A 24,262-nucleotide genomic window follows, 5' to 3' on the forward strand; every position below is an offset into this window, starting at 1 on the left:
TCGCGAGCAAGCTCGCTCCCACAGGTTTTGGGTGATGCTCCAGAATGGTTTAGCTGACAGCCATCAACCCATGCCGCCGATGGTGAACGTCCAGCTGATCCTTGATCACCCGCAACACCTTGGCTTCGTGCTCGTGGATAAAAAAGTGTCCACCCGCAAGCATGTCCACCGAAAAACTACCGTGGGTTTCCTTGCTCCAGCCGATCAGTTGCTCAGTGGTTGCACGGTCAGCCTTGCCGCCAAGCACATGAATCGGGCACTTGAGCAACGGACGCTGCTGCGGTTCGAAACGTCCGCACAACAGAAAGTCCGCGCGCAGCACCGGCAGCGTCAGGCTCATCAGCTCTTCGTTGGCCAGCACCTCTTCACTGGTGCCGTTGAGGGTGCGCAATTGCTCGATCAATTCGGCATCGGTTTTGGGCTCGGCGAAGCCCCGGTCGTAGTCGGCACGCAGCGTCGGTGCGGCGGTGCCCGAAGCGAACAGCGCCACCGGTTCCGGGCAGCCCAGCGAGCGAAACGCATGGGCCATCTCACAGGCCAGCAGCGCACCAAGGCTATGACCGAACAGCGCATACGGCGTCTTGAGCGTGGCTTTTTGTTCCTGCGCGAGTTGCAGCGCCAGGCGTCGCATGTCGGTGTGCAACGGCTCGCCAAACCGGGCGCCACGACCCGGCAGTTCCACGGGTTGCAGCTTGAGCCACTCCGGCAGTTTGCGCCGCCAGCGGCTATAGACCATGGCACTCGCGCCCGAATAGGGCAGGCAGAGCAATGTCAGCTGGGTCACCGGGCTTACCTCAAAAAGTTGTCTGTTAAGAGAACGGATGAGCGCCGAGGGGAATTAGTAGAGCACCGGACTGTGTTTGATTTACTTGAGGTGGCGGAAGCTTTGGACCGCCGAACCGAGCACCACCGCGCCAGCCGCAATCGCCACCCAGAACCCGCTACGCGCCCCAAACGCATCCACCAGCCACCCGGAACTTGCCGCGCCAATCGCCACGCCGATGCTCAACCCGGTCACCAGCCAGGTCAGGCCTTCGGTGAGTTTGGCCGGCGGCACGATGCGCTCCACCAACGCCATCGCAACAATCAGCGTCGGCGCAAAGAACAGCCCGGCGATGAACACCGCCAGCGACAACCCGAGAATGTTCGTCGCCAGCAGCAACGGCAGCGTGGTCACCGCCGTCGCCACCCCGCCGTACAGGAACAGGCGCGGCAATGGCAGTTTCGAGCGCAACGCCCCGAACGCCAGCCCGGCCATGCACGAGCCGATGGCATACACCGACAACACAATGCTCGCCGCCGCCGGCTGGCCCTGCTGCTGGGCGAACGCCACGCTGACCACATCCACCACGCCGACGATGGTGCCCATGGCGACCATCAACAACATCAGCAACTGAATCTCGCTGGAACGAATGATCGAGCCTTGATGATGGTCTTCATGCGGATGAATCGCCGGCTCGGTGTCACGTTGCAGCACAAACGCCGTCACCCCGATCGCCAGCATCAGCAACGCCGCCAACGGCCCCGCCTCGGGAAACGCCACCACGCACAAACCCACCGACAGTGGCGGCCCGACAATAAAACAGACCTCGTCCAGCACCGACTCCAGTGCATAAGCGGTTTGCAGCTCAGGCTGGCCGCGATACACCTCGGTCCAGCGCGCCCGCACCATCGCCGACATGCTCGGCATGCAACCGGCCAGCGCGGCAAACACAAACAACGTCCACTGCGGCGCCTGCAAGCGGGTGCAAAGCAACACCAGCAACAACGCCCCGCCACCGATCAGCGCCGACACCGGCAAGATCCGACGCTGCCCGAAACGGTCCACCAGCCGCGAGACCAGCGGCGCGCAAAACGCCGTGGCCAGGGCAAACGTCGCCGCCACAGCGCCAGCCAGTCCGTAGCCACCCTGCAATTGCGAGAGCATGGTGATCAGGCCGATGCCGGTCATGGAAATCGGCATGCGCGCGATCATCCCGGCCAGCACAAAAGCGCTGCTGCCTGGGGCTTTGAACAGCTCGCGGTAAGGGTTTGCCATGGGTGCGTGTCTCAACTAGGGCCTGCAAGTTGCCACAAAGGCTGATCAAGGGGAAAGCAGCTAATTGTTGGTTGAATGTGAAGGGCTGCCCCGTGACCTGATCGCGAACAGTCAGGTGACGAAACTTTCATGGTTCGGCGTGAACTCTCATCATCGCCCGCCAGTCAGCTGATAAGGCCTTCAACTCAAAGCGCTGACGTCGGCACTACCCTGTTCATCGTCGGCGGCATGAGCCTTTATCCGGAGTTTCGCGGCAATGGCTGATCATCATCCCGAACGACAAAGCGCTATCGATGCCCATGGCATCATCGGCGACATGCGCAGCGCGGCACTGGTCAACGACAAGGGCAGTGTGGACTTTTTCTGCTGGCCGGAATTCGACAGCCCGTCGATCTTCTGCTCGCTACTGGACACGCCCGAGGCCGGGATTTTCCAACTGTCCCCCGATTTACCCGACGCGCGCCGCGAGCAGATTTACCTGCCCGACACCAATGTGCTGCAAACCCGTTGGCTCAGCGACCGCGCAGTCGTCGAAGTCACCGACCTGCTGCCCATCGGCGACAGCGAAGATGACACGCCGGTGCTGATGCGCCGGGTTCGTGTGGTCAGCGGCCAGGCGACGTTTCATATGCGCTGCGCCGTGCGTCATGACTACGCTCGTGCCAAGACCCGCGCACGCATGGATGAAGAAGACGTGACCTTCGAGGCCACCAATCAGCCGTCCCTGCGTCTGTCTTCGGATCAGGTTTTGCGTATAGACGGCCATGCGGCAGTCGCCGAATTCACCCTCGAACAGGACCAGACTGCCGAATTCATGCTGGGCGGTATCGATGACCCACGGTTCAAGGAAGGCGCCGCCGCGATCTGCCTGGCACGGACCCTGAAGTTCTGGCGCGACTGGATCGGCCAATCCAACTACCGCGGCCGCTGGCGGGAAATGGTCAACCGCTCGGCCCTGGCGTTGAAGCTGCTGACCTCGCGCAAGCATGGCGCAATCCTCGCCGCCGCGACCTTCGGTCTGCCAGAAACACCTGGCGGCGAGCGCAATTGGGACTACCGCTACACGTGGATCCGCGACGCGTCATTCACGGTATACGCGTTCATGCGCCTGGGCTTCGTTCAGGAAGCCAATGAATACATGCGCTGGCTGCGCGGGCGGGTCAGCGATTGCCACGGCAAGTCCATGAAACTCAACATCCTCTACGCCATCGATGGCCGTCAGGAACTGCCGGAAACCGAACTCTCGCACCTCTGCGGCCATGGCGGCGCAACACCGGTGCGCATTGGCAATCAGGCTTACGACCAGGTCCAGCTCGATATCTTTGGCGAATTGATGGACGCGGTGTATCTGGTCAACAAATACGGCGACGCCATCTCCCATGAAGGCTGGAAACACACGGTGGAAGTGGTCGATCAGGTCTGCGAAACCTGGGAGCAAAAAGACGTCGGCATCTGGGAAATGCGCGGCGAACAGCATCACTTCCTGCACTCGCGACTGATGTGCTGGGTGGCACTGGACCGGGCCATTCGCCTCGCCTCAAAACGCTCACTGCCCGCCCCGTTCGCCCGCTGGGACCAGACCCGACAGGCGATCTACGCGGACATCTGGGAAAACTTCTGGAACGAAGAACGCGGGCATTTCGTCCAGTACATCGGCGGCACCGCGCTTGATGGTTCGATGCTGCTGATGCCGCTGGTGCGCTTCGTCAGCGCCAAAGACCCGCGCTGGCTCGCGACCCTCGACGCCATCGAAAAGAATCTGGTGCGCGACGGCATGGTTTACCGCTATCGCAATGACGACACCCGAATCGACGGCCTCGACGGCACCGAAGGCGCCTTCGCCGCGTGCTCATTCTGGTACGTCGAATCCTGGCCCGCGCCGGCCGGGTGGAAAAGGCCCATCTGGAATTTGAACAGTTGCTGAGGTACGCCAACCCGCTGGGGTTGTACGCCGAAGAGTTCGACAGCCATGCGCGGCATCTGGGCAATACGCCGCAAGCGCTGACACATTTGGCACTGATCAGTGCGGCGTGTTTTCTGGATCGGAAATTGAGTGGGGAGAAGAGTTTCTGGCAGCCGTGAAACCAGGTAGCCCCTGTGGCGAGGGAGCTTGCTCCCGCTGGGCTGCGAAGCAGCCCCACTCGGTGTGTCAGATAAAACTCGGGGGCGGGGTCTACGACGGCTTCGCCGCCGAACGGGAGCAAGCTCCCTCGCCACAGGTTTTACGTAGCCCAAAGCCTTACATTGCTTAAACAAGACCCGCATTCACCACCAGAAAATCCTTTGTTGCCAGCCGTTACATCCCCCCCTACCATCGACCGTCAACGGGTACAGCGGAGCTGTCCAACAAAACCCGAATTCAAGGAACCAGAATGACCCAGCGCATCCACCGCAGCATCGACGCCCCTCTCAGGTCCGGACTGAACCGCGACGAATTGTGGGAAGCCCAAGACAAAGGCCTGATCAAATGCTGGGAAATCGGCCGCCAACGCGCCGCCCGTTTCCCCGAACTCGCCCAACGCTGCCTTGCCGGCGAACTGCCGGTACTGGGCTGGAAAGGTGGCGTCAGCCGCAGCCTGAAAAAACTCGAAAAGTATGGATCCCTCAAATACCTCGCTCAGTGGCAAGGGTTGCGCGGGGAAGATCTGGATGTTGATTTGGGTGAAGAACGGGCGTTGACCTGTTCGCGGACCCACATGGTGGTGACGTTTACGCCGGATCGGTCGAAGTACTTCAATCAAGTTGCGGAAGTCTAGGGAGAAAGGACATGGTCGATTTACATCAGGAATTTCAGAACAGCAGATTCTTCCACGAAGCACGAATCGACCGGCGCTCAGCAGACGCCCTAGTGGGGATCGCCGCGGGGCTCGCTGCCGACGGCACGATCAACCAGCAGGAATCCGAGTTTCTTAAGACTTGGATCGAAACCCATCTGGACCATCTTTCCGATCCGGTCGTAAACATCCTCTACAAACGCCTCGCCAGCATGCTGAGCGACGGAGTGCTTGATACCGAGGAGTCCGCAGAATTGTTGGAGATGCTTCATCAGTTCGCGGGCCTATCACTTGGCTCGGCTCAAACCTTTACTACACCGAGCAGCCTTCCCCTCGACAACCCGGCGCCCACATTGAGTTGGACTGAGCGAGTTTTCCTTTTTACCGGAGTCATGGCGTACGGACCGCGCAAGGACTGCGAATCACTGATTATTGAGCGTGGTGGGCTAATCGGTGGATCCGTCAGCAAGAAGATCCACTACTTGATAGTGGGAAGCATCGGCAATGAGCAGTGGCTTCACAGCACTTATGGAACAAAAATCAAAAAAGCCGTTGAGCTGAGAGAAAACGGCGTCCCCATCGCCATCATCAGTGAAGAGCATTGGCAAAAGGTGCTCTTCGGGTAAGGCCAATGCAGTCACTCTGGAGTGTCGCATGAACAATGAAGCGCTGATCCACTTCACCAAAACTCCAAGTCTGTCGCTCGCCTACGAAGAACACGGCCCCACCACCGGCGACCCGATCATCCTCCTCCACGGCTTCCCCTACTCCCCGCGCGCCTACGACGAAATCGCCCCAGCCCTGGCCGCCAAGGGCTACCGCGTGATCGTCCCGTACCTGCGCGGTTACGGCCCGACCCGGTTCAACCACCCCGACACCCTGCGCTCCGGACAACAAGCCGCCCTCGCTCAGGATTTGCTGGACCTGATGGATGCGCTGGCCATTCAACAAGCCGCTCTGTGCGGCTATGACTGGGGCGGTCGGGCGGCGTGTATTGTGGCGGCGCTATGGCCTGAGCGGGTTCGTTGCCTGGTGACCGGTGACGGTTACAACCTTCAGGACATTCCCCATGCCACCGAACCGTTGGCCCCCCAAACCGAGCACCGCCTCTGGTATCAGTACTACTTCCACTCGCCACGCGGCGTCGAAGGCCTGACGAAAAATCGCCGGGATTTGTGCGAATTACTCTGGAAGCTGTGGTCACCCACTTGGGCAAAAGGTCCTGAGTTGTATCCGTTAAGTGCACCGGCCTTCGATAACCCGGATTTCGTCGAGGTGGTGATTCACTCCTACCGCCACCGGTTCATGTACGCGCCCGGCGACCCGGCGCTGGAGTGGATCGAAGAAGCGCTGACCCGACAGCCGCCGATCAGCGTACCGACGATTTCGCTGTGCGGTGCCGACGATGGCGTCGGACCGGCACCGGAGATAGACGAAGACATCGTCCATTTCACGGGGCGTTATGAGCGGCGAGTGCTGGCGGGCGTCGGGCATAACATTCCCGAAGAAGCGCCCGAGGCGACGGTCAGAGCATTACTGGATCTGCTGGAGGGCTGACGCTGAAACGCTCGCGATAGGCCTGCGGGGTCACGCCCATGGCCCGCAGAAAACTGCGTCGAAGCGTCTCTTCGCTGCCGAATCCGCATTGCACCGCCACCCGTTTGATCGGCACGCCGGTATCGCTGAGCAAACGTCGGGCAGTCTCGACCCGAATCAGTTCGATGGCCCGGGCCGGAGTCTGGCCGGTGTCGGCGCGGTAGTGGCGGACGAAGCTGCGTTCGCTCATGCCGGCCTGCAAGGCCAGGGTCGGGATGCCCAAGTCCTTGGTGAGGTTTTCACTGATCCAGGCATGAAGTTCATCGAAACGGTTGCCTTCCTTTTGCAAAGAGAGGGTCACGCTGAACTGCGACTGCCCGCCGGGTCGTTTCAGGAACACCACCAATTGCCGGGCGACTTCCAGGGCCATCGTGCGGCCAAGATCTTCTTCGACCATGGCCAGCGCCAGATCGATACCGGCGGTGACCCCGGCCGAAGTCCAGACCGGACCGTCATTGATAAAGATCGGATTGGGTTCAACCTGCAGCCGCGGATGCTGTTGCGCCAACTGCTCGCAACGGGTCCAGTGAGTGACCACCCGCCGGCCATCGAGCCAGCCGCTGGCCGCCAGCAAAAATGCACCGGTGCACACCGACGCTACCCGCCGACACCCCGTCGCATGTTCACGTACCCACGTCACCAGCGGTTCATCTTGCGCCGCGTCGTAAACGCCCCAGCCACCGGCAATGATCAATGTGTCACTGCCCTCCTCGGGCAACGGCTCGGCCAACAGCGCCAGCCCCGCCGACGACATCACCGCCCCACCGCCGCTGGCAATCACCGACGGCGCATAAGGTGGCGGAAAACCTTGCTGGCGAGAAATATCGTTGGCCGAGGCGAACACCTGCAACGGCCCGGTGACGTCGAGCAGTTGCACATTGGCAAAGGCGAGCACGTGAATGGTTTTCGGCATGATTGGCGTAATTCGTGGGGTTATTGGCGTATACGCCAAATCCTACGAGCCTAAAGTGAAGTCGTCCACCCACTTCATGAGAAAAATGCCATGACGTTGCAGATCGGTTTTCTGTTGTTTCCACAGGTTCAGCAACTGGACCTCACCGGCCCTTACGACGTACTGGCCTCGCTGCCGGACGTGAAGGTGCATTTGATCTGGAAGGACCTGATGCCGGTCACCGCGAGCACGGGCCTGGTGCTGAAACCGACCACCACGTTCGATGATTGCCCGAAGCTGGATGTGATCTGCATTCCCGGTGGCAGCGGCGTCGGGCCGTTGATGGAAGATGAAGCGACACTGGCCTTCATCAAGGCGAAGGCCGCTACCGCGCGTTACGTCACGTCGGTGTGTACCGGCGCGCTGGTGCTGGGTGCGGCAGGTTTGCTGAAGGGCAAACGCGCCACCACTCACTGGGCTTATCACGAATTGCTGGCGCCGTTGGGGGCAATCCCGGTGAAGGATCGGGTGGTGCGCGACGGCAATCTGTTGACCGGTGGCGGGATCACGGCGGGCATCGATTTTGCCCTGATCCTGGCCGCGGAGCTGTTCGATAAAGACACGGCAGAGCTGGTGCAGTTGCAGCTGGAATATGCCCCGGCGCCGCCGTTTGTGTCGGGCAGCCCAGAGACGGCTCCGGTGAGTGTGCTGGAGGAGGCCCGCAAACGTGCCGCCGGGTCATTGAAACTGCGCTCGGAAATCACTGAACGTGTAGCGGCGAAACTCGATCAGTTGTCAGCACGCTGATCCATCCCGACCGGCAGCCAGTGCCTGGCTGCCGTTTCCCCGGCCAAAAATGATGCGCCGAGGATTTTCCATCGCCCACAAAAAAACCCGCCTAAGCGGGTTTCTCAAGACCATTTCGACATCCTGTCGGCAGCCATCCTGGCCAATGGTCGATCATCCGTGATCCTGAGCGCTTCCTGCGACTCAGTTGATGGATCCAGAATAAACACATCGGTGAAGCGTAAACAGAGGACATACCAGCGCTCTGGTGTAAGCCATTGCCCATTCAGCCATGAAGCTCTCTTCTGCTACACGAAACTCATCTGCCAAGGCCTTTTCGACAGACCAAAAAAAACCCGCCGAAGCGGGTTTCCCAAGACCATTACGACTCCCTGTCGGCAGCGATTCCTTGCTTATGGTCGATCATCCATGATCCCGAGCACTTCCTGTGCTTCGGTTGATGAAGCCAGATTACGCTTCGGATCCAATGTGCAATAGACGACATAGCTACCATCGCGTGTAGGACATTCGCTATACCTACCCTTCCGAAAACCCTTAGACGACTCAGGTTTTGAGCATTAAACCCGCGAGTTTAGCGGCCTGCAGCTGACCTGCTGCCGCCAGGGTATCGTCGTCGATAAACGCCCAGCGTTTCAGCCAAGGTTCGAACATGCAGCCATCACTCTTCCTGACGCTCGCGTTGCCTGGCACTGACTTTGAGGAACTCTTCGATGTTGTTCATCTGTTCATCCCAACCGCGGCTGTCCATACGGAACGCCTTGAGCCTGCGCGTCTGGGGGATGTGATCGAAACCGGACTCAGTGACCTTGAGTAACGTGCCTTCATCCATGTCTTCGAGCTCGAACTTCACCAGCGTGGTGGGTTCCTGGGAGTAATCGAGATCCGGCTCCACGGCATACGGGTGCCAGCGAAACGAAAACACCCGTTCGGGCTCGACCCGCTCCACCAGTACATTCCACAACAAGTGCTCATAACCCGGGTACGTAATCTGCCCCTGGGTCCACTCACCGGCGACAAAACGCTTGCCCTCCAGCGCCACGCCAAACCACTGTCCGAAGGCTTCGGCATTGGCCAGCACACGCCAGACCTGCGAGCGCGGCGTTTTGAGCAGGATCTTCCTTTCGATGCGATCTGATGCTGGATTCATAAGTCACCTCCTGTACTGAACAGTAGGCCTGTAAGACCACAAGACCAACCCTAAAGTTGTATCAATCGGGTATCGCAATCAACCCTGTACGAAATATTCAGCTGCATTTCAAAGTGTAACTGCTGGTTTGAAAACCAAACGAGTAGACCGAAACTGCTAACGTGAAAAACGAAATTGACTCAGACAAGGACGATTCATGCAGCTTTCACTGACAGAGCGTTATCGCGGAGCCCTGCTGGGCCTGGCCTGCGGTGATGCCGTTGGCACCAGCGTCGAGTTCCAGCCACGCGGCTCGTTCAAGCCCCTGACCGACATGGTGGGTGGCGGCCCTTTCAATCTGAAACCCGGGCAATGGACCGATGACACCTCGATGGCGCTGTGCCTGGCCGAAAGCCTGCTGAGCAAAAACGGCTTCGAGGCGGCCGACCAGATGGGGCGTTACTGGAACTGGTGGCAATGGGGTTATCTGAGCTCGACGGGGAAATGCTTCGACATTGGCATGACCGTACGCGACGCCCTGACGCGTTATCAGGAAACCGGCGAACCGTTCGCCGGCTCCACCGATCCCCGCACGGCCGGCAACGGCTCGCTGATGCGCCTGGTGCCGGTGGTGTTGTATTACTTTCCCGATCGCGACCGGATCCTGGCGTTTTCCGCCAACAGCTCGCGAACCACCCACGCCGCACCGGAAGCGGTCGAATGCTGTCAGCTGTTCGCCGAGCTGATCCACCGTGCGTTGCAAGGCGCGTCCAAGGCAGAAGTACTCGGCTTGTCAGAAACGACATGCCTGGAACCCAAAGTGGCCGCCATCGCGCGAGGCGATTATTTCGGTAAACCTGAACGCAAAATCCATGGCAGCGGTTACTGCGTTGCTTCACTGGAAGCGGCCCTGTGGTGCTTTCATCAGACTGACAGCTTTGAAGCCGCCATCCTGAAAGCCGCCAACCTGGGCGACGACGCCGACACCACCGCCGCCATCGTTGGCCAGTTTGCCGGGGCTCATTACGGTGTGCGGGGCATTCCCGACCGCTGGCTGGACAAGTTACATTGGCGGGAAGACATCGAAGCCACGGCTGACGCGTTGCTGCGGGCAGCCACCCTCACGCAATCAGGAGCACGCGATGAATAGCCTACACGGCCGTCGGCAAACATAAAGGGTCGAATACGGCACTAAACTGCCCCCCCCAACTTACCTGTCAAAGCGAGAATCCCCATGCTCCCACGCTTTCTCCTGGCACTGACGCCTCTGCTGTTCACTACTGCCGCGTATGCGGTGGACTGCGACAACGCCACCGATCAGGCGACGATGAATCAGTGCGCGGCGCAGCAGCACAAGACGGCGGACAAGGAGTTGAATGCGCTTTACCAGCAGATCAACGAGCGTTTGAAGAGCAACCCCGAAAGCAAAAAGCTGCTGATCGGGGCGCAGCGGTCTTGGATTGCGTTCCGGGATGCCGAGTGCAAGTTCGCGAGCGCCGGGGTGGAAGGCGGGAGTGTGTATCCGCTGATCTACAGCAACTGTGTGACTGAGTTGACCAAGGCGCGGGTTGAGACTTTCAAGAATTATTTGAAGTGTCAGGAGGGGGATTTGAGTTGTCCGGTGCCAGGGGCTTAATGATTCGGTGCTTGTAAGGGCCTCATCGCGAGCAAGCTCGCTCCCACAGGGTTCAATGATGTTCACGCAATAGTGATCACACTGAAGATCCACTGTGGGAGCGAGCTTGCTCGCGATGGCGTCAGTTCAGACGCCGCAATTACCGAACAAATATCTGCGCCGTGGTGATCGCCATATCCCCACCCGGCAACTTGATGCTACCGATCTGCTTCAGGCTCTCCGAATCAAAGATCGCCACATCGTTAAACGTCCCCGCCAGATAAATCTTGCTGCCGTCCTTGTTGAACGAAATGCAGTAGTAAGAGTGATCCAGCGTCGCCGCCTGGAGCATTTTCTTCTCCTTGATGTCGTACTTCGCCAAACGGTTGAGCACGCCGAACATCAGGTTCGGATCCTTCGGCGAGCGCATGCCGCTGAAGTAGATTTCCGTCAGAGGGCCGAAGTCGGTGGTTTCGGTCTTGCCGGTTTTCAGATCGATGCTGAACAGCCCGTAGAGGTACTCGGCGGTCAGCGGGTCCTGCTTCTTGTCCTTGAATTTCGCCGCGGTGTAGAGCAGTGAGAAGTCATGGCGATAAGTCTGCTGGTTCCACACGTAGAGCACGTCCGGCGCGCTATAGCCCGGGCGTTTCCAGTGGCGGCTGGGGATCAGCACGTCGAACTTGCCGGTCTTCACATCGACCTTGTAGACATCCGCCCCCGCCACGTACAGCGTGCCGTCGTCACCGCTCTGCATGATGGTCAACTGCCGTGGCGCCGGGAAACTGCGCACGGGTTTGGCGTCCATGCCGGCGTCGGTGGCGTACACATCGAGCCGCGGTTGCTGCACTTCGTAGCGGTCGTTGAGCATCAACGTCGGGTTGGCAATGGTGAACAGTTCCTTGCCGTCGTGGCTGAGGGTGAAGGCGAACATGGACCGCGCTTTCTCCCCCGGTTTCTGGGTGATGCTGGCGTGGAACACCTGCTTGCAGCTGTCGAGTTCAACGCCGTAGACATCCGCGTAGTGATTGTTCAGCACGTAAGCGGTCTTGCGGTCCGGCGACAACTGAACGGTGCCGGGACCGAAGGCATCCGGCATTTTGCAGGTCTTGAACAAGGTGTCGGTAGCCACGTCGATGACGTGCAGGTTGTTCGGGTAATTGGTGGTCAACATGTACTCGTGACCGGTTTCGAGAGCAGTGTTTTCATCGGCCAGAACAGTGAGCGAACAGGCGCTCAGGACGGCGAACGCGGCCAGGCCGCAGGCTTTGATGCTAGGCATGCTGGAATCCTTCTTCTCTGTCCGATCACTTGTCTTTAGGGAAGACAGTGCCAAGGTTGCGCCAGTTGTCGTTGGACGCCTGGGCATCCTTGTTCCAGTCCGGGTAGGTGCTCATCATGTCGGGCACCTGGGCCGGCCACCAGCAAGGGTCGGAACAACCGTAAAGGTCAGCTTCCATCGGCTGGCACAGCGACGACACACCGCCAAAGGCGTCGATTTCCCAACCCGGGTCGGTGGTCGAGGCGCAGCCGGCGACGGAACTCATCGCCACCACTTCTTCGATGCGGTTTTCGGCCGCGGCCTCATCCAGTTTCAGCGCTTTATTATTGATTGCCTTGAGATGTTTCATATCAGTGAGCCTTGCGCGGAGTGATGTAGCTGCTGATAAACGCAGGGTTGTGGGCCATGATCCGGGTGTAGACCTCGATGCCGAAGTCGACCCAGTCACGCATCAGTTCGCAGTAGTGATAGGTCGGGTGGGTCGGGTCACCGTAACGGGCATAGCTCTCGTGGTAGCAGCCGCCGGAGCAGAGATTGCGGATCTGGCAGTCCTCGCAACCGGTGTTGGTGCGGTCCAGGCGCTGGGATAGGAAGTCGTTCAACTCAACCTGTTTCACCCCGCTATGAACGTTGCCGAAAGTCGGCAACGATGAGCCGGTAAAGCGGTGGCACAGATTCAATTCGCCCTTGTGATCCACCGCCAACATCTTCAGGCCAGCGCCGCAAGGCAGGGCTTTTTTGTGGCCTTCGTGGATGTCGGTGATCAACTGGTGCAGGTTGGAGAAACCGATGTTGCGGTGCTCCAGTGCTGCTTCCAGATAGCGCCGGCCGAGTCTCTTCATGCTGGCGAAGACTTCGATCAGTTCGTCGCTGGACAGGTTGAAGGTGCTGATGTCGCCGGAGGTCACCGGGGCAAAGCCGACTTCGGCAAAACCGAGTTCGTTGAACAGGTGATCCCAGATGGTTTCGACGTCGGTGACGCCGGTGGTCAAGGTGACGCGGGCCCCCACCGGACGACTGTTGTAGCGCGACAGCAGCATTTCAGCCTTGCGTCGCACCACGTCATACGTGCCCTGCCCGCCCACGGTGATGCGGTTGCGGTCATGCACGGTTTTCGGTCCGTCGATACTGACTGACAGGCCGAAACGGTGGGCATTCAGATAGTCCACGGTCTCCTCGGTGAGCAGCGTGGCGTTGGTGGTCATGACGAACTCGACGAACTTGCCCGCCTCGCGGAAACGCTTCTCGCAATAGTCGACCATGTACTCGATCAGCTTGCGATTGCTCAGCGGCTCGCCGCCGAAGAACACCACAGTGAAACGCTCTTCGTCCGGGGATTCACGCAGCAACATTTCTACAGAGGCGACGGCCGTTTCCACGTCCATTTTCTTGCCGGCCGACGGCTTGTCCAGGTCTTCCTTGTAGCAGTAGGTGCAGCTCAGATTGCACCCAGTGTTGACGTTGAGCACCACGGTATTGATCGCCGTGCGCTCGACCCGCTTGGTGCCGATGTCGGGGGTCAGCGGCGAGCCGTCGCTGACCAGTTCCAGAGACATCAACTCGCGCAGGGTCTCGGTGATTTCCTCGCCGTTAAAACGCGAAGCCAAACGCTGGATCAGGTCCTCGGACGAACAGCCGGGACCGCGCAAGGTATCAATGATGGTGCCCGTCAGCTCATCGCTGGCGAACAGCGAACTGCTGGGGATGTGAAACAGCATGCGGTCGGCATCGACGTGCACTTCGTGCAGGTTCCGTTCGACCAGATTCAAAATAGCGCCCATTGCAACCTCCTGTGCAAACCCCGATTGGCGGGGCCTGCGATCATTCCGAAAAAGTGTCTGAATCGTTTGAAATCAGCCAACTCATGGAATGGGTGGATTGTTCCAGCGTTGCACGGTGACGATCATGTGGCCTTCGCCGGTCAGGGATTTCCCTGCGTCGTCGACGGCGGCAATCACCTTGAGGTTGCCGGCATTGTTGGTGGACATCTTGCGTTGCGGGTTCGGCCCGGCATCGCCCGGTGTGAACACGCCGCTGTCAGCCTGCATGGTGCCGGCGAACTTGACGTCTTCGTCTTCCTTGGCGCGGTCGTCGAAGGCTTCGACCGACCACTGCGCCGGGAACACGCCGATGCGATATGGCTTGCCGTCGGTGCCCTTGCCCCAGGCTTCGGCATCGAAACGGCCCTGGACTTTCGGTGTCGAACCACCGCCCTCACCGATTCGCGCCACCGAGAACTCAGGCACGACTTTGACTTCAGCGATCTTGCTGTAGACCGACAAGGTCGGGCCTTTCAGCGCGCCGACGGAGACTGCGCGTAAACCAGGCTGGGCATTGGCTGCGGCCTTGAGTTTGACCCGCATGCGCTCCGGACTTTGCTCCAGCACTTCGACCACTTCCACGCCTTTGCCGAAGTTCGGTTTGCCGGTGAGACCGCTGCCGACAAGGGTCACTTCAGTTTCGGCGCCAGCCTTCAGGTAACCCGGCTGCACCGCCAGCAAACGACTACTGCCCTGCTTGGCGGCGACGAAGTCCAGGCCTCGCTCATCATGCTCGGCCTCGAACATCCGGCCCTGCATCGCGTTGCCTTGGGCGGCGAACACCTGGCGCATGGTCACGCCGTCGATGGTCACGTTGCCGCGCCATTCGTAGCCGGTGTAGAGAATCGCGCTGCCATCGCCGTTGAACGGGCTGCCATCGGCGTATTGGCCTTTGACGCTGACCTTGAACGTGTCGCTGCCATCGGCCGTGACGCTCATCACACCGGCCAATTCACCCTTGCCCGGTAAGTGGCCGCTGAAACTCCAGTCGCCCACCAGCGCTTCGGCTTTTGGCGCGGTGCTCAGCCATTTTTTCCAGGCAGGGTTGTCCAGCGGATAACGCTTGGCCAGCAGCGGCACCATGTCTTTGCGGGCAAGGTCGAACCAGTCACGGTCACGGGCCAGCGCCTGGTATTCCAGCGACGGCCATTGGCCGAGGTGGAAGTTCACCAGGCGCTCCCACTCCTGGGCCGGACGCCGTTGCAGGGCGACCCGCGCACCGGAGTGGCAGCGGCCGCACATCTGGCTGGTCTGGTCGTCGAATTTCTCGACGGTATTGAGTCGACGCTCCAGCGCATAACGCACGCCGTCGGTCTCGCTTGGGGCCAGGCCTTGAGTGTCGGCCAGGTATTTGACCAGGGTTCGGCGGTCGCCATCGCTGATCTGCAAACCGTGCATGGTTTGCATGCGGGCGATGCTCATGAGCCAGCCTTCAGGGGTTTTGCGCTGGTGGCTGATGCGGCTCAGGGCGTTATCGGCCTCGGGGGTATGACAGCCCTGACAGGTTTCCTTGAGGATGGTCTGAGCGTCGCGGGCTGCCAGGCTGTAAGGCGAATGCAGCGCCACACAAGCGGCCACGGCCAGCAGACTGGCACTCAGGCCTGATCGGAGTTTTCTCTTCATCAACGTCGAACCTCGCACGGTGCTTTCTTATTTTTGTGGCTTATCGTTTTTATGGTTTCTGCCGTCGGCGGCGCACCGCTGACGGAGGCAAGAGAAACGTCTGCGATGAGCAATACACGGAGCGTGCCAGCTTGCCGATTGGCTTTTAAATCAATATGTTGCGTAAAGACGAGCGCTTTTCGCCATCGCTGAACGAGATCGCCTGCGTCTAATATCGCGACAGTTGTTGCAGTCTGAGACAAGCATAGATGGCCTGACCGGAACAGCTCATCGGCCGACGATTGACGACGCCCCCCTGCAAGCGCGAAATGGGTGTTCACCGATTGCCACCAGGGGATAAAAAAATGGCAAGCATCACTGTCCTGGCGGGGGACTTTCTGCAGGGTGATGGAGAGTACAGAGACGGCGTTTTCACCCTCAGAACGTCGCTTCACCCATGGCCCGGCATTACCCTTCCGCTCTCATCATTCAAGCGCGTGGAAGTGGCCAACGAGGATTCGATCAACAACATCAAGGATGCCATCGGCTTTGGCGTGGCCGGGGCCATGCTGTTGGGGCCCATCGGCGCAATCGCCGGATTCATGCTGGCCGGCAAGGAAACCGAAGTGACCTTTCTGGCGACGCTCAAGGACGACAGAAAGCTATTGGTTGCCGTGGATGGCAACACGTTCGAAGAAATTTCCCAGAAGTTTGCAGCCTGAATAATCGGCGCAGGCCGCACCGCCTTCCAACGGTGCGGCGTGACGCCGGTTCAGGGACTAAAGGTGGGGTGAATGCCTTTATGCACGTCGATCTCGTGGCGCATGTCCGCTACCAGTGACGCGATCGCGTGGGGGCTGTCCAGCGTCCACAGGGGAACATGGGTGGCCACCAGATCCACTTTGCCGGTCATGCAATCACAGACCCGAATCGTCAGAGACTGGTCTGCCTCCATGTTGCATGTGCAAACGGACGGCAGAAAACTGTGTTCAATGATGTTTTGAATTTCCAGGGTTGAAAGGAACATCGTTACCTCCCTCACAGCAGATGTATTGCCGGATGAACGGTCCGTCATTTCACCCACCGAGCCTGAAAATTCTAATCCTCATTAGTGGGGGCCTCAAGGTCGCCACCCGGTTGCTCGTCGTCTCATGGTTGTCGCAATTTGCAACAAATCTCACAGCGTTCGCGATTCCCTTGAGTACCCCAAAACCCCGCCGACCAAGGGCTGCCTTGCCTTTCAGGCTACTTGGCACAGCCATTGCGAAACCTCTGTTCTCACGAACAACAAGAGGTCTCGCAAATGCCCCTCCCTCATCTGCTTCCCGCCACCTCGGCGTTCATCCAGCGCGCTCCGCGCATGCTCATCGGCGGCGATTGGGTCGAAGCCGCCGACGGCCAGACCATGCCCCTGCACAACCCGGCCACCGGCGAAGTGCTGTGCGTCGTGCCACGGGCCACGCCTGAGGATGTCGACCGCGCCGTGCTCGCCGCCCGTCAGGCCTTCGATGATTCAGCCTGGACCCGCACCCGACCTCGGGAGCGGCAGAACCTGCTGTGGAAACTCGCCGACCTGATGGAGCGCGACGCCGAACTGCTGGCGCAACTGGAATGCCTGAACAACGGCAAAAGTGCGGCGGTGGCCCAGGTGATGGACGTGCAACTGTCCATCGACTTCCTGCGCTACATGGCCGGTTGGGCGACCAAGATCGAAGGCTCCAGCGTTGAAGTGTCGTTGCCGTTGATGCCCAACGATCAATTCCACAGCTTCATCCGCCGCGAAGCGGTGGGCGTGGTCGGCGCCATCGTCGCCTGGAACTTCCCGCTGCTGCTGGCCTGCTGGAAACTCGGCCCGGCCCTGGCCACCGGTTGCACCGTGGTACTCAAACCTGCCGACGAAACCCCGCTGACCGCGCTGAAACTCGCCGAACTGGTGCTGGAAGCCGGTTACCCCGAAGGCGTGTTCAACGTGGTCACCGGCACCGGCATCACCGCCGGTTCCGCCCTGACTCACAACCCGCTGGTGGACAAGTTGACCTTCACCGGCTCCACCGCCGTGGGCAAGCAGATCGGCAAGATCGCCATGGATTCCATGACCCGGGTGACCCTGGAACTGGGCGGCAAATCGCCGACCATCGTCATGGCCGACGCCGACCTGAAGAGCGCCGCTGCCGGTGCCGCCAGCGCGATTTTTTTCAATCAGGGCCAAGTGTGCTGCGCAGGCTCGCGGCTGTATGTGCAGCGCAAGCATTTCGACAATGTAGTGGCGGACATCGCCGACATCGCCAATGCCATGAAACTGGGCAATGGCCTGGACCCAAGTGTCGAGATGGGACCGCTGATCTCGGCGCGCCAGCAGGAGCGGGTTTACGGGTACATCGAAAAGGGACGGGAAAGTGGCGCGACCATCGCTTGCGGTGGCGAGCAGTTCGGGCCGGGGTTCTTCGTCAAACCGACGGTGATTGTGGATGTCGATCAGAAGCACTCGCTGGTGCAGGAGGAGATCTTCGGTCCGGTGCTGGTGGCGATTCCGTTCGATGATGAAGCCGATGCGTTGCGCATGGCCAACGACAGTCCGTATGGGCTTGGGGCGAGTATCTGGTCGAACGATCTGGCGGCGGTGCACCGGATGATTCCGCGGATCAAATCGGGGTCGGTGTGGGTCAATTGCCACAGTGCCCTGGACCCGGCGTTGCCGTTTGGTGGGTACAAGATGTCGGGGGTTGGGCGCGAGATGGGGTATGCGGCGATTGAGCATTACACCGAGTTGAAGTCGGTGTTGATTAAGTTGTAGGTTTTGGGGGGATTGATTGGTGTTGGATTTAAGATCCACCCCTCACCCCAGCCCTCTCCCCATAGGGGAGAGGGGGAAAGGGAGCCGATCTTCATGGTTTTCAGAACCTGAGTTCGACTCGATATTTCAGGTCGATGCGGTTCCAAGAACACCTCGGTCAGTCCCCTCTACCCTCTGGGGCGGTCCGACGTTTCGGGAGGGTTAGGGTGAGGGGTCGATATCCCTGACTCAACAACCAACTGCGAACCATCCTTCCCTGTTCCACCGTCAACCCCGCCAACGCCTGCTCGGCCGGTTCGGTCCGCAACCGCCGCACCAATGGCGCCAGCTCAACCCCTTGCACATGCCAGATCCCCAGCGGCTGATCCGCCGTGATCACCACCTCGGCCTCATCCACAAAACCCTCTTTCAACACCGGCGCACATTCAATCCTCAGCGCGGAAAAATCCGCCTCGGCATGCGCCACCTCAGCATCCGGCCACTGCCGCCGCGCCTGCCAGAATGGCTGCTGCAACCAACGCTGCTCATCGGCATAAAAATCCCGCCCGATCCGCGCAAAACGCAAAAACAACTGCTCCACCCGTTGCTGATGGAAGCGCTGAGCCAGCGCCGCTCGCTCGGGTTTGCGCAACAACGTGTTGATCACCGTCGGCGCCTGTAACGCCGAGGACAAGGACTGGAAAATGCCATTGCCCGACAGCGGATCCACCGCCATCGCCGCATCGCCGACCCGTATCCAGTTATCACCACACACCTGCGGGCAAAGAATCGCCGTGCTGCTGCGAGCATGCAGCTGTAGATCGATCTCAGGCCCGGCACCGAAAAACGCCCGCGCCAACGCCGAACCCTGACGTCGCTCCCGACAGTAGTCGAGCAACTGCGCCTTGCCCGGCAATTCAGCACTGGCCACGTCCACCGTCCATTGCCAGTAACACTGACCGTCGGCTCGCCGGGCCATCCAGGCCCAGCCGTCCTCAAGACTTTCCACCGCACTGGCGGTGCTGCCCGGCGTGCCTTGCCAGCGATTGAGCAGGCTGACCGTCTCCGGTCCACGCAGGCCTTTGCCCAGCGCTGGTGCCTGACGCCCACGCGCCTCAACCAGAAAATCCGCCAGCAGCGCCTCGCGCCCTTCGACCTCGATCCGATGCCCCGAAGCCGATGTCTGAACGGTCAGCACTCGGCCTTCGATCAGCTCAACGCCCGCCAGGCGCAGGTCCTCGCGCAAGCCTCGATCAAAGCTCGGGCGATCCAGTAAAAATTCGATGTTTTGCGCATGCTGCTGGCCGTTCCATGACACCTGTCGTTGGGACGGCAGCGCCGCATCCGCCAGTGCCTGATGCAGCCCCGCGCCACGCAACGCCTCCAGCACCCGAATGGAAACGCCTTCCAGCGCCGCAAACCGCCGCCATTCGCTGACCAGCGTTACGGGATAACCGAGCCGACGCAAACCCAAGGCAACCGCCGCTCCCGCAGGCCCTGCGCCAAGAATCAAAATCATGGCCCGAAGCGCCGTTCAGGGCCGCGATAACGGGCATTTTCCCGCAGCCATTCGATGACCTGTTCGTTACTCGCCTCGGGGTGTGCAACCAGGAAACCCGCAATGTGCCCGCTCAACGCCGCACAACCAAGACTGGCGCCGGACTGCCCCGGATAGGTGCCATGCACACACGCGGCGAAATCCGCTTGAGCGCTGTTGAGCCCCGACCATTCCTGTTCGGCGCAACGTGCGTCGCCGGTGACTCGCAGCACCTGTGGATAATTCGCCGGAAACACGCCCTCGCCCTGCGCCGGACTGGACGCACACAGCAAAACACCTCGCGCCACCGCCGCCGCACAGGCTTCACGCAACAGGCTGCGGTCCTGACGCAGACCGAGGCTCAAATTGATCAGTCGAACGTCCTGCGCCACCAGCCAATCAATCGCCGTGGCGATCTGCAACGCGCTGGTGACCCCTCGCTGGTCGAACACCTGAGCGATGCAAAATACCGCCGAAGGCGCTCGTCGACCAATGGCCTCGACCACCGCACTGCCGTGGCCCAGCGGATCGTCGCGCAAGTCGCTTTCGGCCAGGCCATCCTCCAGCAACGAGAAGCGCCGCCCGGCGATCACCTGCACCCGCTGCGCCGCCGAGTGACCGCTGTCCACCACGCCAATCCGCAGCTCAGGCTTCATGCAGCACCGTTTTTGAAGTGAGTACGCCGTCGAGCAATTCAAAGCGCAAATCGGCATCCGCCAGCGTCGAAGGACGATGGCTGATCAGAATGCGAGTACGCCCGGCAAATAGACGATCAATGGCTTCAATGACTTCGCGCTCGGTGGCTTCATCCACCGCCGAGGTCGCTTCGTCCAGCACCAGAATCAATGGATCCTGCAACAACGCCCGGGCGATGGCGATGCGCTGTTTCTGCCCGCCGGACAACTGCTGACCGCGTTCGCCCAACGGACTGTCGAGGCCTTCGGGCAACGACTCAATCAGGCTGTCGAGTTGCGCCAGCCGCGCCACTTCGGCAATCGCTTCACGGCTGGCGTCCGGCACCGCATAGGCGAGGTTGTCGGCGAGACTGCCGCGAAACAGCACGATGTCCTGACTGACCACGGCAATCCGCCGACGCAGCTGGAACAGGTCCAGTTCGCGCAGATCGACCTCCCCCAGCAACACCCGGCCCGACTGCGGATCGTGGTGCCGTTGCAGCAGGTCGATCAGGGTCGATTTGCCGACCCCGGAGCCGCCGCTCAGGGCGACTTTCAAACCGTAGGGAATTCGCGCTTCGATGCCGCGCAGGGTTGTCGGGCGACCGGGATGGCTGAAATGCACGTCCTCGAAACGCAGCTCGCCGGAAGCCGGCATCGGTTGGGGCGTGACTGGCGTGAGAACGGTCGGTTCTTCGCCGCGCAACTCCATCACGCGACCGAGGCTGACGGTCATTCGCTGAATCGCGACATAGAGGCCCAGCAGGCTCTGCACCGGTCCGACGGCCATGCCCAGGTAGGTGGAAAACGCGATCAGCGCGCCCAGTTGCCAGGTCCCCTGCACCACCCAATATCCGCCGATCAGGAACGCGCAGGCGCGGGACAGAGACGTCAGTGTACCCGGCACCGCCTGGGTGAAAAACTCGGTGACTTGCAGGCGCAGCAACTGGCTCATGTAGCCTTGGCCCAGCGTTTCCAGACGCCGCGATTCACGCTGTTGCTGGCCGGCAGACTGGATGAATTTCATCACCGGCAAGGTCTCGACCATGAACGAAGACATGTCCGCCGAACGCTCACGCAATTGCCGCACATCGCGTTCGACCTTGCGTCGCATCCAGCGCAGCCAGAGCACATCGAGGGGAATCAGCACCAGCGCCAGCAACGAGAGTTTCCACGACAGGGTCAGCAGCATCGCCACGGCGCAGACCAGACCGATCACGCTCGACACCGCCGAGAACAAGGAATCCACGGCAAAGCGCTGGATCTCTGCGACGTCGCCATCGAGGCGTGACATCAGGTCACCAATGCGGCGCTGGCCGTAGAAACTCGGCGAGAGGGTTTGCAAATGTCGATAGAGGTCGTCGCGCAGGGCGAACAGAATCCGCCCGGACAGTCGCGTGTGCAGGTAACGGTTGATCCCCGACAGCGCAGTGCCCAACAACCCGGCGACGATCATCAGCCCGGCGATCAGCACCAGCATCGGAAAGTTGCGTGCGAGCAAACCATCGTCGATCAGCAGTTTGGTCAGCCAAGGCTGGACCAACACCAGCAACGAGGCGCAAACCGATAACCCGAGCAGCCCGGCAATCGCCAGACGATGCGGCCGCACGAAGCTGTAGAGCCAGCGCAATGCCGCTTGCAGTGCTTCGGGGTTCTGGCTGTCGATCAGCCGGACGATCAAGCGCTGCATCACGAGCGCAACTGTTTGAGCTTGCGATACAAGGTCGCGCGGCTGATGCCCAAGGCGTCGGCGGCGGCCGAGACGTTGCCCTGGTGAGTGTCCAGGGACTGGCGAATCAGCTCCAGTTCGTTTTCGCGAATGCTGCCGGCCTGAGGGCGTTCGGTGGCGCTCAACTCGTCGAGCATGCTGTCGGGCAAGTGGTCGAGGGTGAGAACGGTGTCCCCCGGCTCGCGCATGGCCAGCGCGGTGCGCAGGACCATTTCCAGTTGGCGGATGTTACCCGGCCAGTGATAGCCGCTGAGCAAGCGGTTCAAATCGTCATGCAGGACCATCGTCGGCGCATCCAGTTTGGCCAGCAGACGAGCGACCAGACCGCTGAAATCCTCACGTTCGCGCAAGGCCGGGAGCATCACGCTGATGCCGTTGACGCGGTAGAACAGGTCCTCGCGAAAGTGTTTTTCTTCGACCAGGCGCTTGAGGTCGCGGTGCGTGGCGCAGATCAAGGCGACGTCGATATCTTGCTCTTCACCGGCGCCTAACGGTGCCACTTTGCGGTCCTGCAACACCCGCAACAGACGGGCCTGTAAGGCTAGCGGCATGTCGCCGATTTCATCGAGAAACAAGGTGCCGCCATGGGCCTGTTGCAGACGACCGATCATGCCGCCACGACGCGAGCCGGTGAACGCGCCTTCGCGGTAGCCGAACAATTCCGATTCGATCAGGCCTTCGGGGATCGCCGCGCAGTTCACCGCGACGAAGGGTTTGTCGCAGCGGGTGCCGGCCATGTGCAGGGCGCGGGCGATGACTTCCTTACCGGTGCCGGTTTCGCCCAGCAGCAACACTGGCAGCTCATTAGCCAGGCCTTGACGGGCCATGCGCAAGGCTCGTGCATAACGGACATTGCTGCCGGCCAGGGATTCGAGGTCCGGTTGTGCTTTGGCGGTTTTCGCTGTGCCGCGCGGCGGCGTGCTGACGTTGATTGAACGCTGCGGCGCACGCAGGGTTTTGTAGAAGAACTCGCCTTTGGCCGTTTGCAAACTGCCGACACCACCCTGATGCAGGCGCGACAGAAGTTGCAGGCCATCGACGCCCAGAAACTCTTCACAGCGTCGACCGACCAGCGCGGAGCGTTCGGCGTGGAGCAACTGACAGGCCTGGGCGCTGACCGCGAGAATCTGCCCGCCGAGGCTCACCGCCAACAGGCCCTGCCAAGGGGATTCGAGGTATTGCCGACGGCTGTGGAAGGCGAGGACGATCTCATCCGGATAGCTTGAGTTAAAGACGCGGCTTTCGATCTGACTGACAGCCATGGCCAGCAACGCGGTGCTGTCGTGCACGCGACCCAGCGGGCCTTCGCGGGTCAGGTCGAGTACGCCGAGGATGTCGCCTTGGGGGCAATGGATCGGCACCGAAGTGCAGGAGAAATCGGTCAGGCGATCGAGGTAATGTTCACCGCAATCGATCATCGTTGGCCGGGCTTCCACCAGTGCGGTGCCCAGCGCGTTGGTGCCGCGAGCGGCTTCGCTCCAGCAGGCGCCAAGGGTGATGTCTTGCAGGCCGCTGCCCTTGAGGCGATCGGCGCGTCCTTCGACAGCGAGGATGGTGGCGTCGGAATTGGCGAGGATGATCAGCCCTTCCTTGCCCTGGCGTTCGGCCAGGTAATCGATGGCCGGCAATGCCGCGTCGATCAGCAGCCGATTGCTCGCCAACAGCACGTCGAGGCTCGCGCTCGATTCCAGCGCCAGCTCGTGCTTGGCATTGAAATGCACGCCATGGCTCAGGCTACGCCGCCACGACGCATCGATTTCCGCCCGCAACACGCCATCCGGGACTTCGCCCTCAAGGTGGAGTTTTTCCCGGGCCAGCCGGGCTTCGCGGTGCAGTCTGGGTGGAGTTGTTTTTATTAGCGTCATCAAGCGCTCCGGATCGGTCCGCCCTGCGCTTTTTTAAGATCAGCGCCCTGCCGCAATCTTTACGTTAACGTCAGGGCGATGGCAAGTGCCTTACGGCGCTTGTGTTTCATCCGGGGGACCGCGTTATCGTTCATC

22 protein-coding genes and 1 pseudogene are annotated in these 24,262 nt (G+C 60.6%); 10 read left to right on the forward strand and 13 right to left on the reverse strand.

Annotated elements, in window-relative coordinates; translation table 11 throughout:
• Window positions 1-49 precede the first annotated feature (49 nt).
• Together ABH912_RS11465 and ABH912_RS11470 are read right to left on the reverse strand one after the other, a co-directional pair.
• On the reverse strand, window positions 50-784 hold the full coding sequence (locus tag ABH912_RS11465; protein ID WP_429510704.1) for a thioesterase II family protein: 735 nt from the start codon (window positions 782-784) through the stop codon (window positions 50-52).
• Window positions 785-865: 81 nt separating this feature from the next.
• Window positions 866-2,038 carry an MFS transporter gene (locus ABH912_RS11470; RefSeq protein WP_429510705.1) on the reverse strand — a complete coding sequence of 391 codons (1,173 nt, stop codon included), beginning with the start codon at window positions 2,036-2,038 and terminating at the stop codon, window positions 866-868.
• Between the two features lie 129 nt (window positions 2,039-2,167).
• On the opposite strand from ABH912_RS11470, the gene ABH912_RS11475 reads away from it, so the two are divergent.
• The 5 genes and pseudogenes from ABH912_RS11475 (at window position 2,168) to ABH912_RS11495 (ending at window position 6,369) form a co-directional block, all read left to right on the forward strand.
• A complete protein-coding gene (locus tag ABH912_RS11475) occupies window positions 2,168-2,302 on the forward strand; it encodes a hypothetical protein (protein ID WP_269434510.1) in 135 nt (44 codons plus the stop codon).
• A pseudogene (locus tag ABH912_RS11480) lies at window positions 2,295-4,120 on the forward strand (glycoside hydrolase family 15 protein). Before ABH912_RS11475 ends, ABH912_RS11480 begins: the two are co-directional and overlap by 8 nt.
• A 290-nt stretch (window positions 4,121-4,410) precedes the next feature.
• A complete protein-coding gene (locus ABH912_RS11485; protein ID WP_429510706.1) occupies window positions 4,411-4,794 on the forward strand; it encodes a hypothetical protein in 384 nt (127 codons plus the stop codon).
• A gap of 11 nt (window positions 4,795-4,805) precedes the next feature.
• Window positions 4,806-5,438 (forward strand): BRCT domain-containing protein, encoded by a 633-nt coding sequence (locus ABH912_RS11490; RefSeq protein WP_429510707.1) that lies wholly within the window; start codon window positions 4,806-4,808, stop codon window positions 5,436-5,438.
• A gap of 28 nt (window positions 5,439-5,466) precedes the next feature.
• Window positions 5,467-6,369 (forward strand): alpha/beta fold hydrolase, encoded by a 903-nt coding sequence (locus ABH912_RS11495; protein ID WP_429510708.1) that lies wholly within the window; start codon window positions 5,467-5,469, stop codon window positions 6,367-6,369.
• Here ABH912_RS11495 and ABH912_RS11500 read toward each other — a convergent pair.
• Entirely contained in the window at window positions 6,338-7,321 is a 984-nt protein-coding gene (locus ABH912_RS11500) for a GlxA family transcriptional regulator (RefSeq protein ID WP_429510709.1), read from the reverse strand. The two genes, ABH912_RS11495 and ABH912_RS11500, sit on opposite strands and share 32 nt — an antisense overlap.
• Before the next feature lie 90 nt (window positions 7,322-7,411).
• Between ABH912_RS11500 and inhA the strand changes: the two genes are divergently transcribed.
• A complete protein-coding gene (inhA, locus tag ABH912_RS11505) occupies window positions 7,412-8,107 on the forward strand; it encodes an isonitrile hydratase (protein ID WP_429510710.1) in 696 nt (231 codons plus the stop codon).
• A 658-nt stretch (window positions 8,108-8,765) separates the two neighbouring features.
• Here inhA and ABH912_RS11510 read toward each other — a convergent pair.
• On the reverse strand, window positions 8,766-9,254 hold the full coding sequence (locus ABH912_RS11510) for an SRPBCC family protein (RefSeq protein WP_033061165.1): 489 nt from the start codon (window positions 9,252-9,254) through the stop codon (window positions 8,766-8,768).
• A 196-nt stretch (window positions 9,255-9,450) separates the two neighbouring features.
• Between ABH912_RS11510 and ABH912_RS11515 the strand changes: the two genes are divergently transcribed.
• Together ABH912_RS11515 and ABH912_RS11520 are read left to right on the forward strand one after the other, a co-directional pair.
• Window positions 9,451-10,383 (forward strand): ADP-ribosylglycohydrolase family protein, encoded by a 933-nt coding sequence (locus ABH912_RS11515; protein WP_429510711.1) that lies wholly within the window; start codon window positions 9,451-9,453, stop codon window positions 10,381-10,383.
• Window positions 10,384-10,467: 84 nt separating this feature from the next.
• Window positions 10,468-10,869: a lysozyme inhibitor LprI family protein gene (locus tag ABH912_RS11520; RefSeq protein WP_429510712.1), complete on the forward strand. Its 402-nt coding sequence runs from the start codon at window positions 10,468-10,470 to the stop codon at window positions 10,867-10,869.
• A 139-nt stretch (window positions 10,870-11,008) separates the two neighbouring features.
• On the opposite strand, the gene peaD is transcribed toward ABH912_RS11520, so the two are convergent.
• The 4 genes from peaD to peaA all read right to left on the reverse strand — a co-directional run bounded on the left by peaD (window position 11,009) and on the right by peaA (window position 15,570).
• Complete coding sequence (gene peaD, locus ABH912_RS11525; protein WP_429510713.1) at window positions 11,009-12,127, reverse strand: quinohemoprotein amine dehydrogenase subunit beta; 1,119 nt, start codon at window positions 12,125-12,127, stop codon at window positions 11,009-11,011.
• 25 nt (window positions 12,128-12,152) lie between these two features.
• Window positions 12,153-12,476 carry a quinohemoprotein amine dehydrogenase subunit gamma gene (qhpC, locus tag ABH912_RS11530; RefSeq protein ID WP_008027961.1) on the reverse strand — a complete coding sequence of 108 codons (324 nt, stop codon included), beginning with the start codon at window positions 12,474-12,476 and terminating at the stop codon, window positions 12,153-12,155.
• 1 nt (window position 12,477) lies between these two features.
• Window positions 12,478-13,908, reverse strand: a complete 1,431-nt coding sequence (gene peaB / locus ABH912_RS11535) for a quinohemoprotein amine dehydrogenase maturation protein (RefSeq protein ID WP_010458403.1) — start codon at window positions 13,906-13,908, stop codon at window positions 12,478-12,480.
• Window positions 13,909-13,989: 81 nt separating this feature from the next.
• Window positions 13,990-15,570, reverse strand: a complete 1,581-nt coding sequence (peaA, locus tag ABH912_RS11540) for a quinohemoprotein amine dehydrogenase subunit alpha (protein ID WP_429510714.1) — start codon at window positions 15,568-15,570, stop codon at window positions 13,990-13,992.
• 344 nt (window positions 15,571-15,914) lie between these two features.
• Between peaA and ABH912_RS11545 the strand changes: the two genes are divergently transcribed.
• On the forward strand, window positions 15,915-16,271 hold the full coding sequence (locus tag ABH912_RS11545; protein ID WP_033061180.1) for a hypothetical protein: 357 nt from the start codon (window positions 15,915-15,917) through the stop codon (window positions 16,269-16,271).
• A gap of 50 nt (window positions 16,272-16,321) precedes the next feature.
• On the opposite strand, the gene ABH912_RS11550 is transcribed toward ABH912_RS11545, so the two are convergent.
• Window positions 16,322-16,576 carry a DUF1652 domain-containing protein gene (locus ABH912_RS11550; RefSeq protein WP_429510715.1) on the reverse strand — a complete coding sequence of 85 codons (255 nt, stop codon included), beginning with the start codon at window positions 16,574-16,576 and terminating at the stop codon, window positions 16,322-16,324.
• 276 nt (window positions 16,577-16,852) lie between these two features.
• Between ABH912_RS11550 and ABH912_RS11555 the strand changes: the two genes are divergently transcribed.
• Entirely contained in the window at window positions 16,853-18,343 is a 1,491-nt protein-coding gene (locus tag ABH912_RS11555; RefSeq protein WP_429510716.1) for an aldehyde dehydrogenase family protein, read from the forward strand.
• A gap of 157 nt (window positions 18,344-18,500) precedes the next feature.
• On the opposite strand, the gene qhpG is transcribed toward ABH912_RS11555, so the two are convergent.
• The 4 genes from qhpG to ABH912_RS11575 are packed head-to-tail and all read right to left on the reverse strand — an operon-like array spanning window position 18,501 to window position 24,127.
• Window positions 18,501-19,841, reverse strand: a complete 1,341-nt coding sequence (gene qhpG / locus ABH912_RS11560) for a flavin-dependent monooxygenase QhpG (RefSeq protein WP_429510717.1) — start codon at window positions 19,839-19,841, stop codon at window positions 18,501-18,503.
• Entirely contained in the window at window positions 19,838-20,515 is a 678-nt protein-coding gene (gene qhpE, locus ABH912_RS11565) for a subtilisin-like serine protease QhpE (protein ID WP_429510718.1), read from the reverse strand. Before qhpE ends, qhpG begins: the two co-directional genes overlap by 4 nt.
• Entirely contained in the window at window positions 20,505-22,223 is a 1,719-nt protein-coding gene (locus ABH912_RS11570; protein ID WP_429510719.1) for an ABC transporter ATP-binding protein, read from the reverse strand. The genes qhpE and ABH912_RS11570 overlap by 11 nt, the downstream gene beginning before the upstream one ends.
• The gene (locus ABH912_RS11575) at window positions 22,223-24,127 is read right to left on the reverse strand and encodes a sigma-54-dependent Fis family transcriptional regulator (protein WP_429510720.1); all 1,905 of its coding nucleotides are present in this window, start codon (window positions 24,125-24,127) and stop codon (window positions 22,223-22,225) included. The genes ABH912_RS11570 and ABH912_RS11575 overlap by 1 nt, the downstream gene beginning before the upstream one ends.
• Window positions 24,128-24,262 lie beyond the last annotated feature (135 nt).

Source organism: Pseudomonas sp. BT76 TE3572, assembly GCF_050435365.1.
Classification (GTDB): Bacteria; Pseudomonadota; Gammaproteobacteria; order Pseudomonadales; family Pseudomonadaceae; genus Aquipseudomonas; species Aquipseudomonas fluorescens_W.

Coding starts and splice junctions, on each gene's coding strand:
- ABH912_RS11470 (WP_429510705.1), bottom strand. CDS start 2,038: ATGGCAAACCCTTACCGCGAGCTGTTCAAAGCCCCAGGCAGCAGCGCT.
- ABH912_RS11475 (WP_269434510.1), top strand. CDS start 2,168: ATGGTTCGGCGTGAACTCTCATCATCGCCCGCCAGTCAGCTGATAAGG.
- ABH912_RS11485 (WP_429510706.1), top strand. CDS start 4,411: ATGACCCAGCGCATCCACCGCAGCATCGACGCCCCTCTCAGGTCCGGA.
- ABH912_RS11490 (WP_429510707.1), top strand. CDS start 4,806: ATGGTCGATTTACATCAGGAATTTCAGAACAGCAGATTCTTCCACGAA.
- ABH912_RS11495 (WP_429510708.1), top strand. CDS start 5,467: ATGAACAATGAAGCGCTGATCCACTTCACCAAAACTCCAAGTCTGTCG.
- ABH912_RS11500 (WP_429510709.1), bottom strand. CDS start 7,321: ATGCCGAAAACCATTCACGTGCTCGCCTTTGCCAATGTGCAACTGCTC.
- inhA (WP_429510710.1), top strand. CDS start 7,412: ATGACGTTGCAGATCGGTTTTCTGTTGTTTCCACAGGTTCAGCAACTG.
- ABH912_RS11510 (WP_033061165.1), bottom strand. CDS start 9,254: ATGAATCCAGCATCAGATCGCATCGAAAGGAAGATCCTGCTCAAAACG.
- ABH912_RS11515 (WP_429510711.1), top strand. CDS start 9,451: ATGCAGCTTTCACTGACAGAGCGTTATCGCGGAGCCCTGCTGGGCCTG.
- ABH912_RS11520 (WP_429510712.1), top strand. CDS start 10,468: ATGCTCCCACGCTTTCTCCTGGCACTGACGCCTCTGCTGTTCACTACT.
- peaD (WP_429510713.1), bottom strand. CDS start 12,127: ATGCCTAGCATCAAAGCCTGCGGCCTGGCCGCGTTCGCCGTCCTGAGC.
- qhpC (WP_008027961.1), bottom strand. CDS start 12,476: ATGAAACATCTCAAGGCAATCAATAATAAAGCGCTGAAACTGGATGAG.
- peaB (WP_010458403.1), bottom strand. CDS start 13,908: ATGGGCGCTATTTTGAATCTGGTCGAACGGAACCTGCACGAAGTGCAC.
- peaA (WP_429510714.1), bottom strand. CDS start 15,570: ATGAAGAGAAAACTCCGATCAGGCCTGAGTGCCAGTCTGCTGGCCGTG.
- ABH912_RS11545 (WP_033061180.1), top strand. CDS start 15,915: ATGGCAAGCATCACTGTCCTGGCGGGGGACTTTCTGCAGGGTGATGGA.
- ABH912_RS11550 (WP_429510715.1), bottom strand. CDS start 16,576: ATGTTCCTTTCAACCCTGGAAATTCAAAACATCATTGAACACAGTTTT.
- ABH912_RS11555 (WP_429510716.1), top strand. CDS start 16,853: ATGCCCCTCCCTCATCTGCTTCCCGCCACCTCGGCGTTCATCCAGCGC.
- qhpG (WP_429510717.1), bottom strand. CDS start 19,841: ATGATTTTGATTCTTGGCGCAGGGCCTGCGGGAGCGGCGGTTGCCTTG.
- qhpE (WP_429510718.1), bottom strand. CDS start 20,515: ATGAAGCCTGAGCTGCGGATTGGCGTGGTGGACAGCGGTCACTCGGCG.
- ABH912_RS11570 (WP_429510719.1), bottom strand. CDS start 22,223: ATGCAGCGCTTGATCGTCCGGCTGATCGACAGCCAGAACCCCGAAGCA.
- ABH912_RS11575 (WP_429510720.1), bottom strand. CDS start 24,127: ATGACGCTAATAAAAACAACTCCACCCAGACTGCACCGCGAAGCCCGG.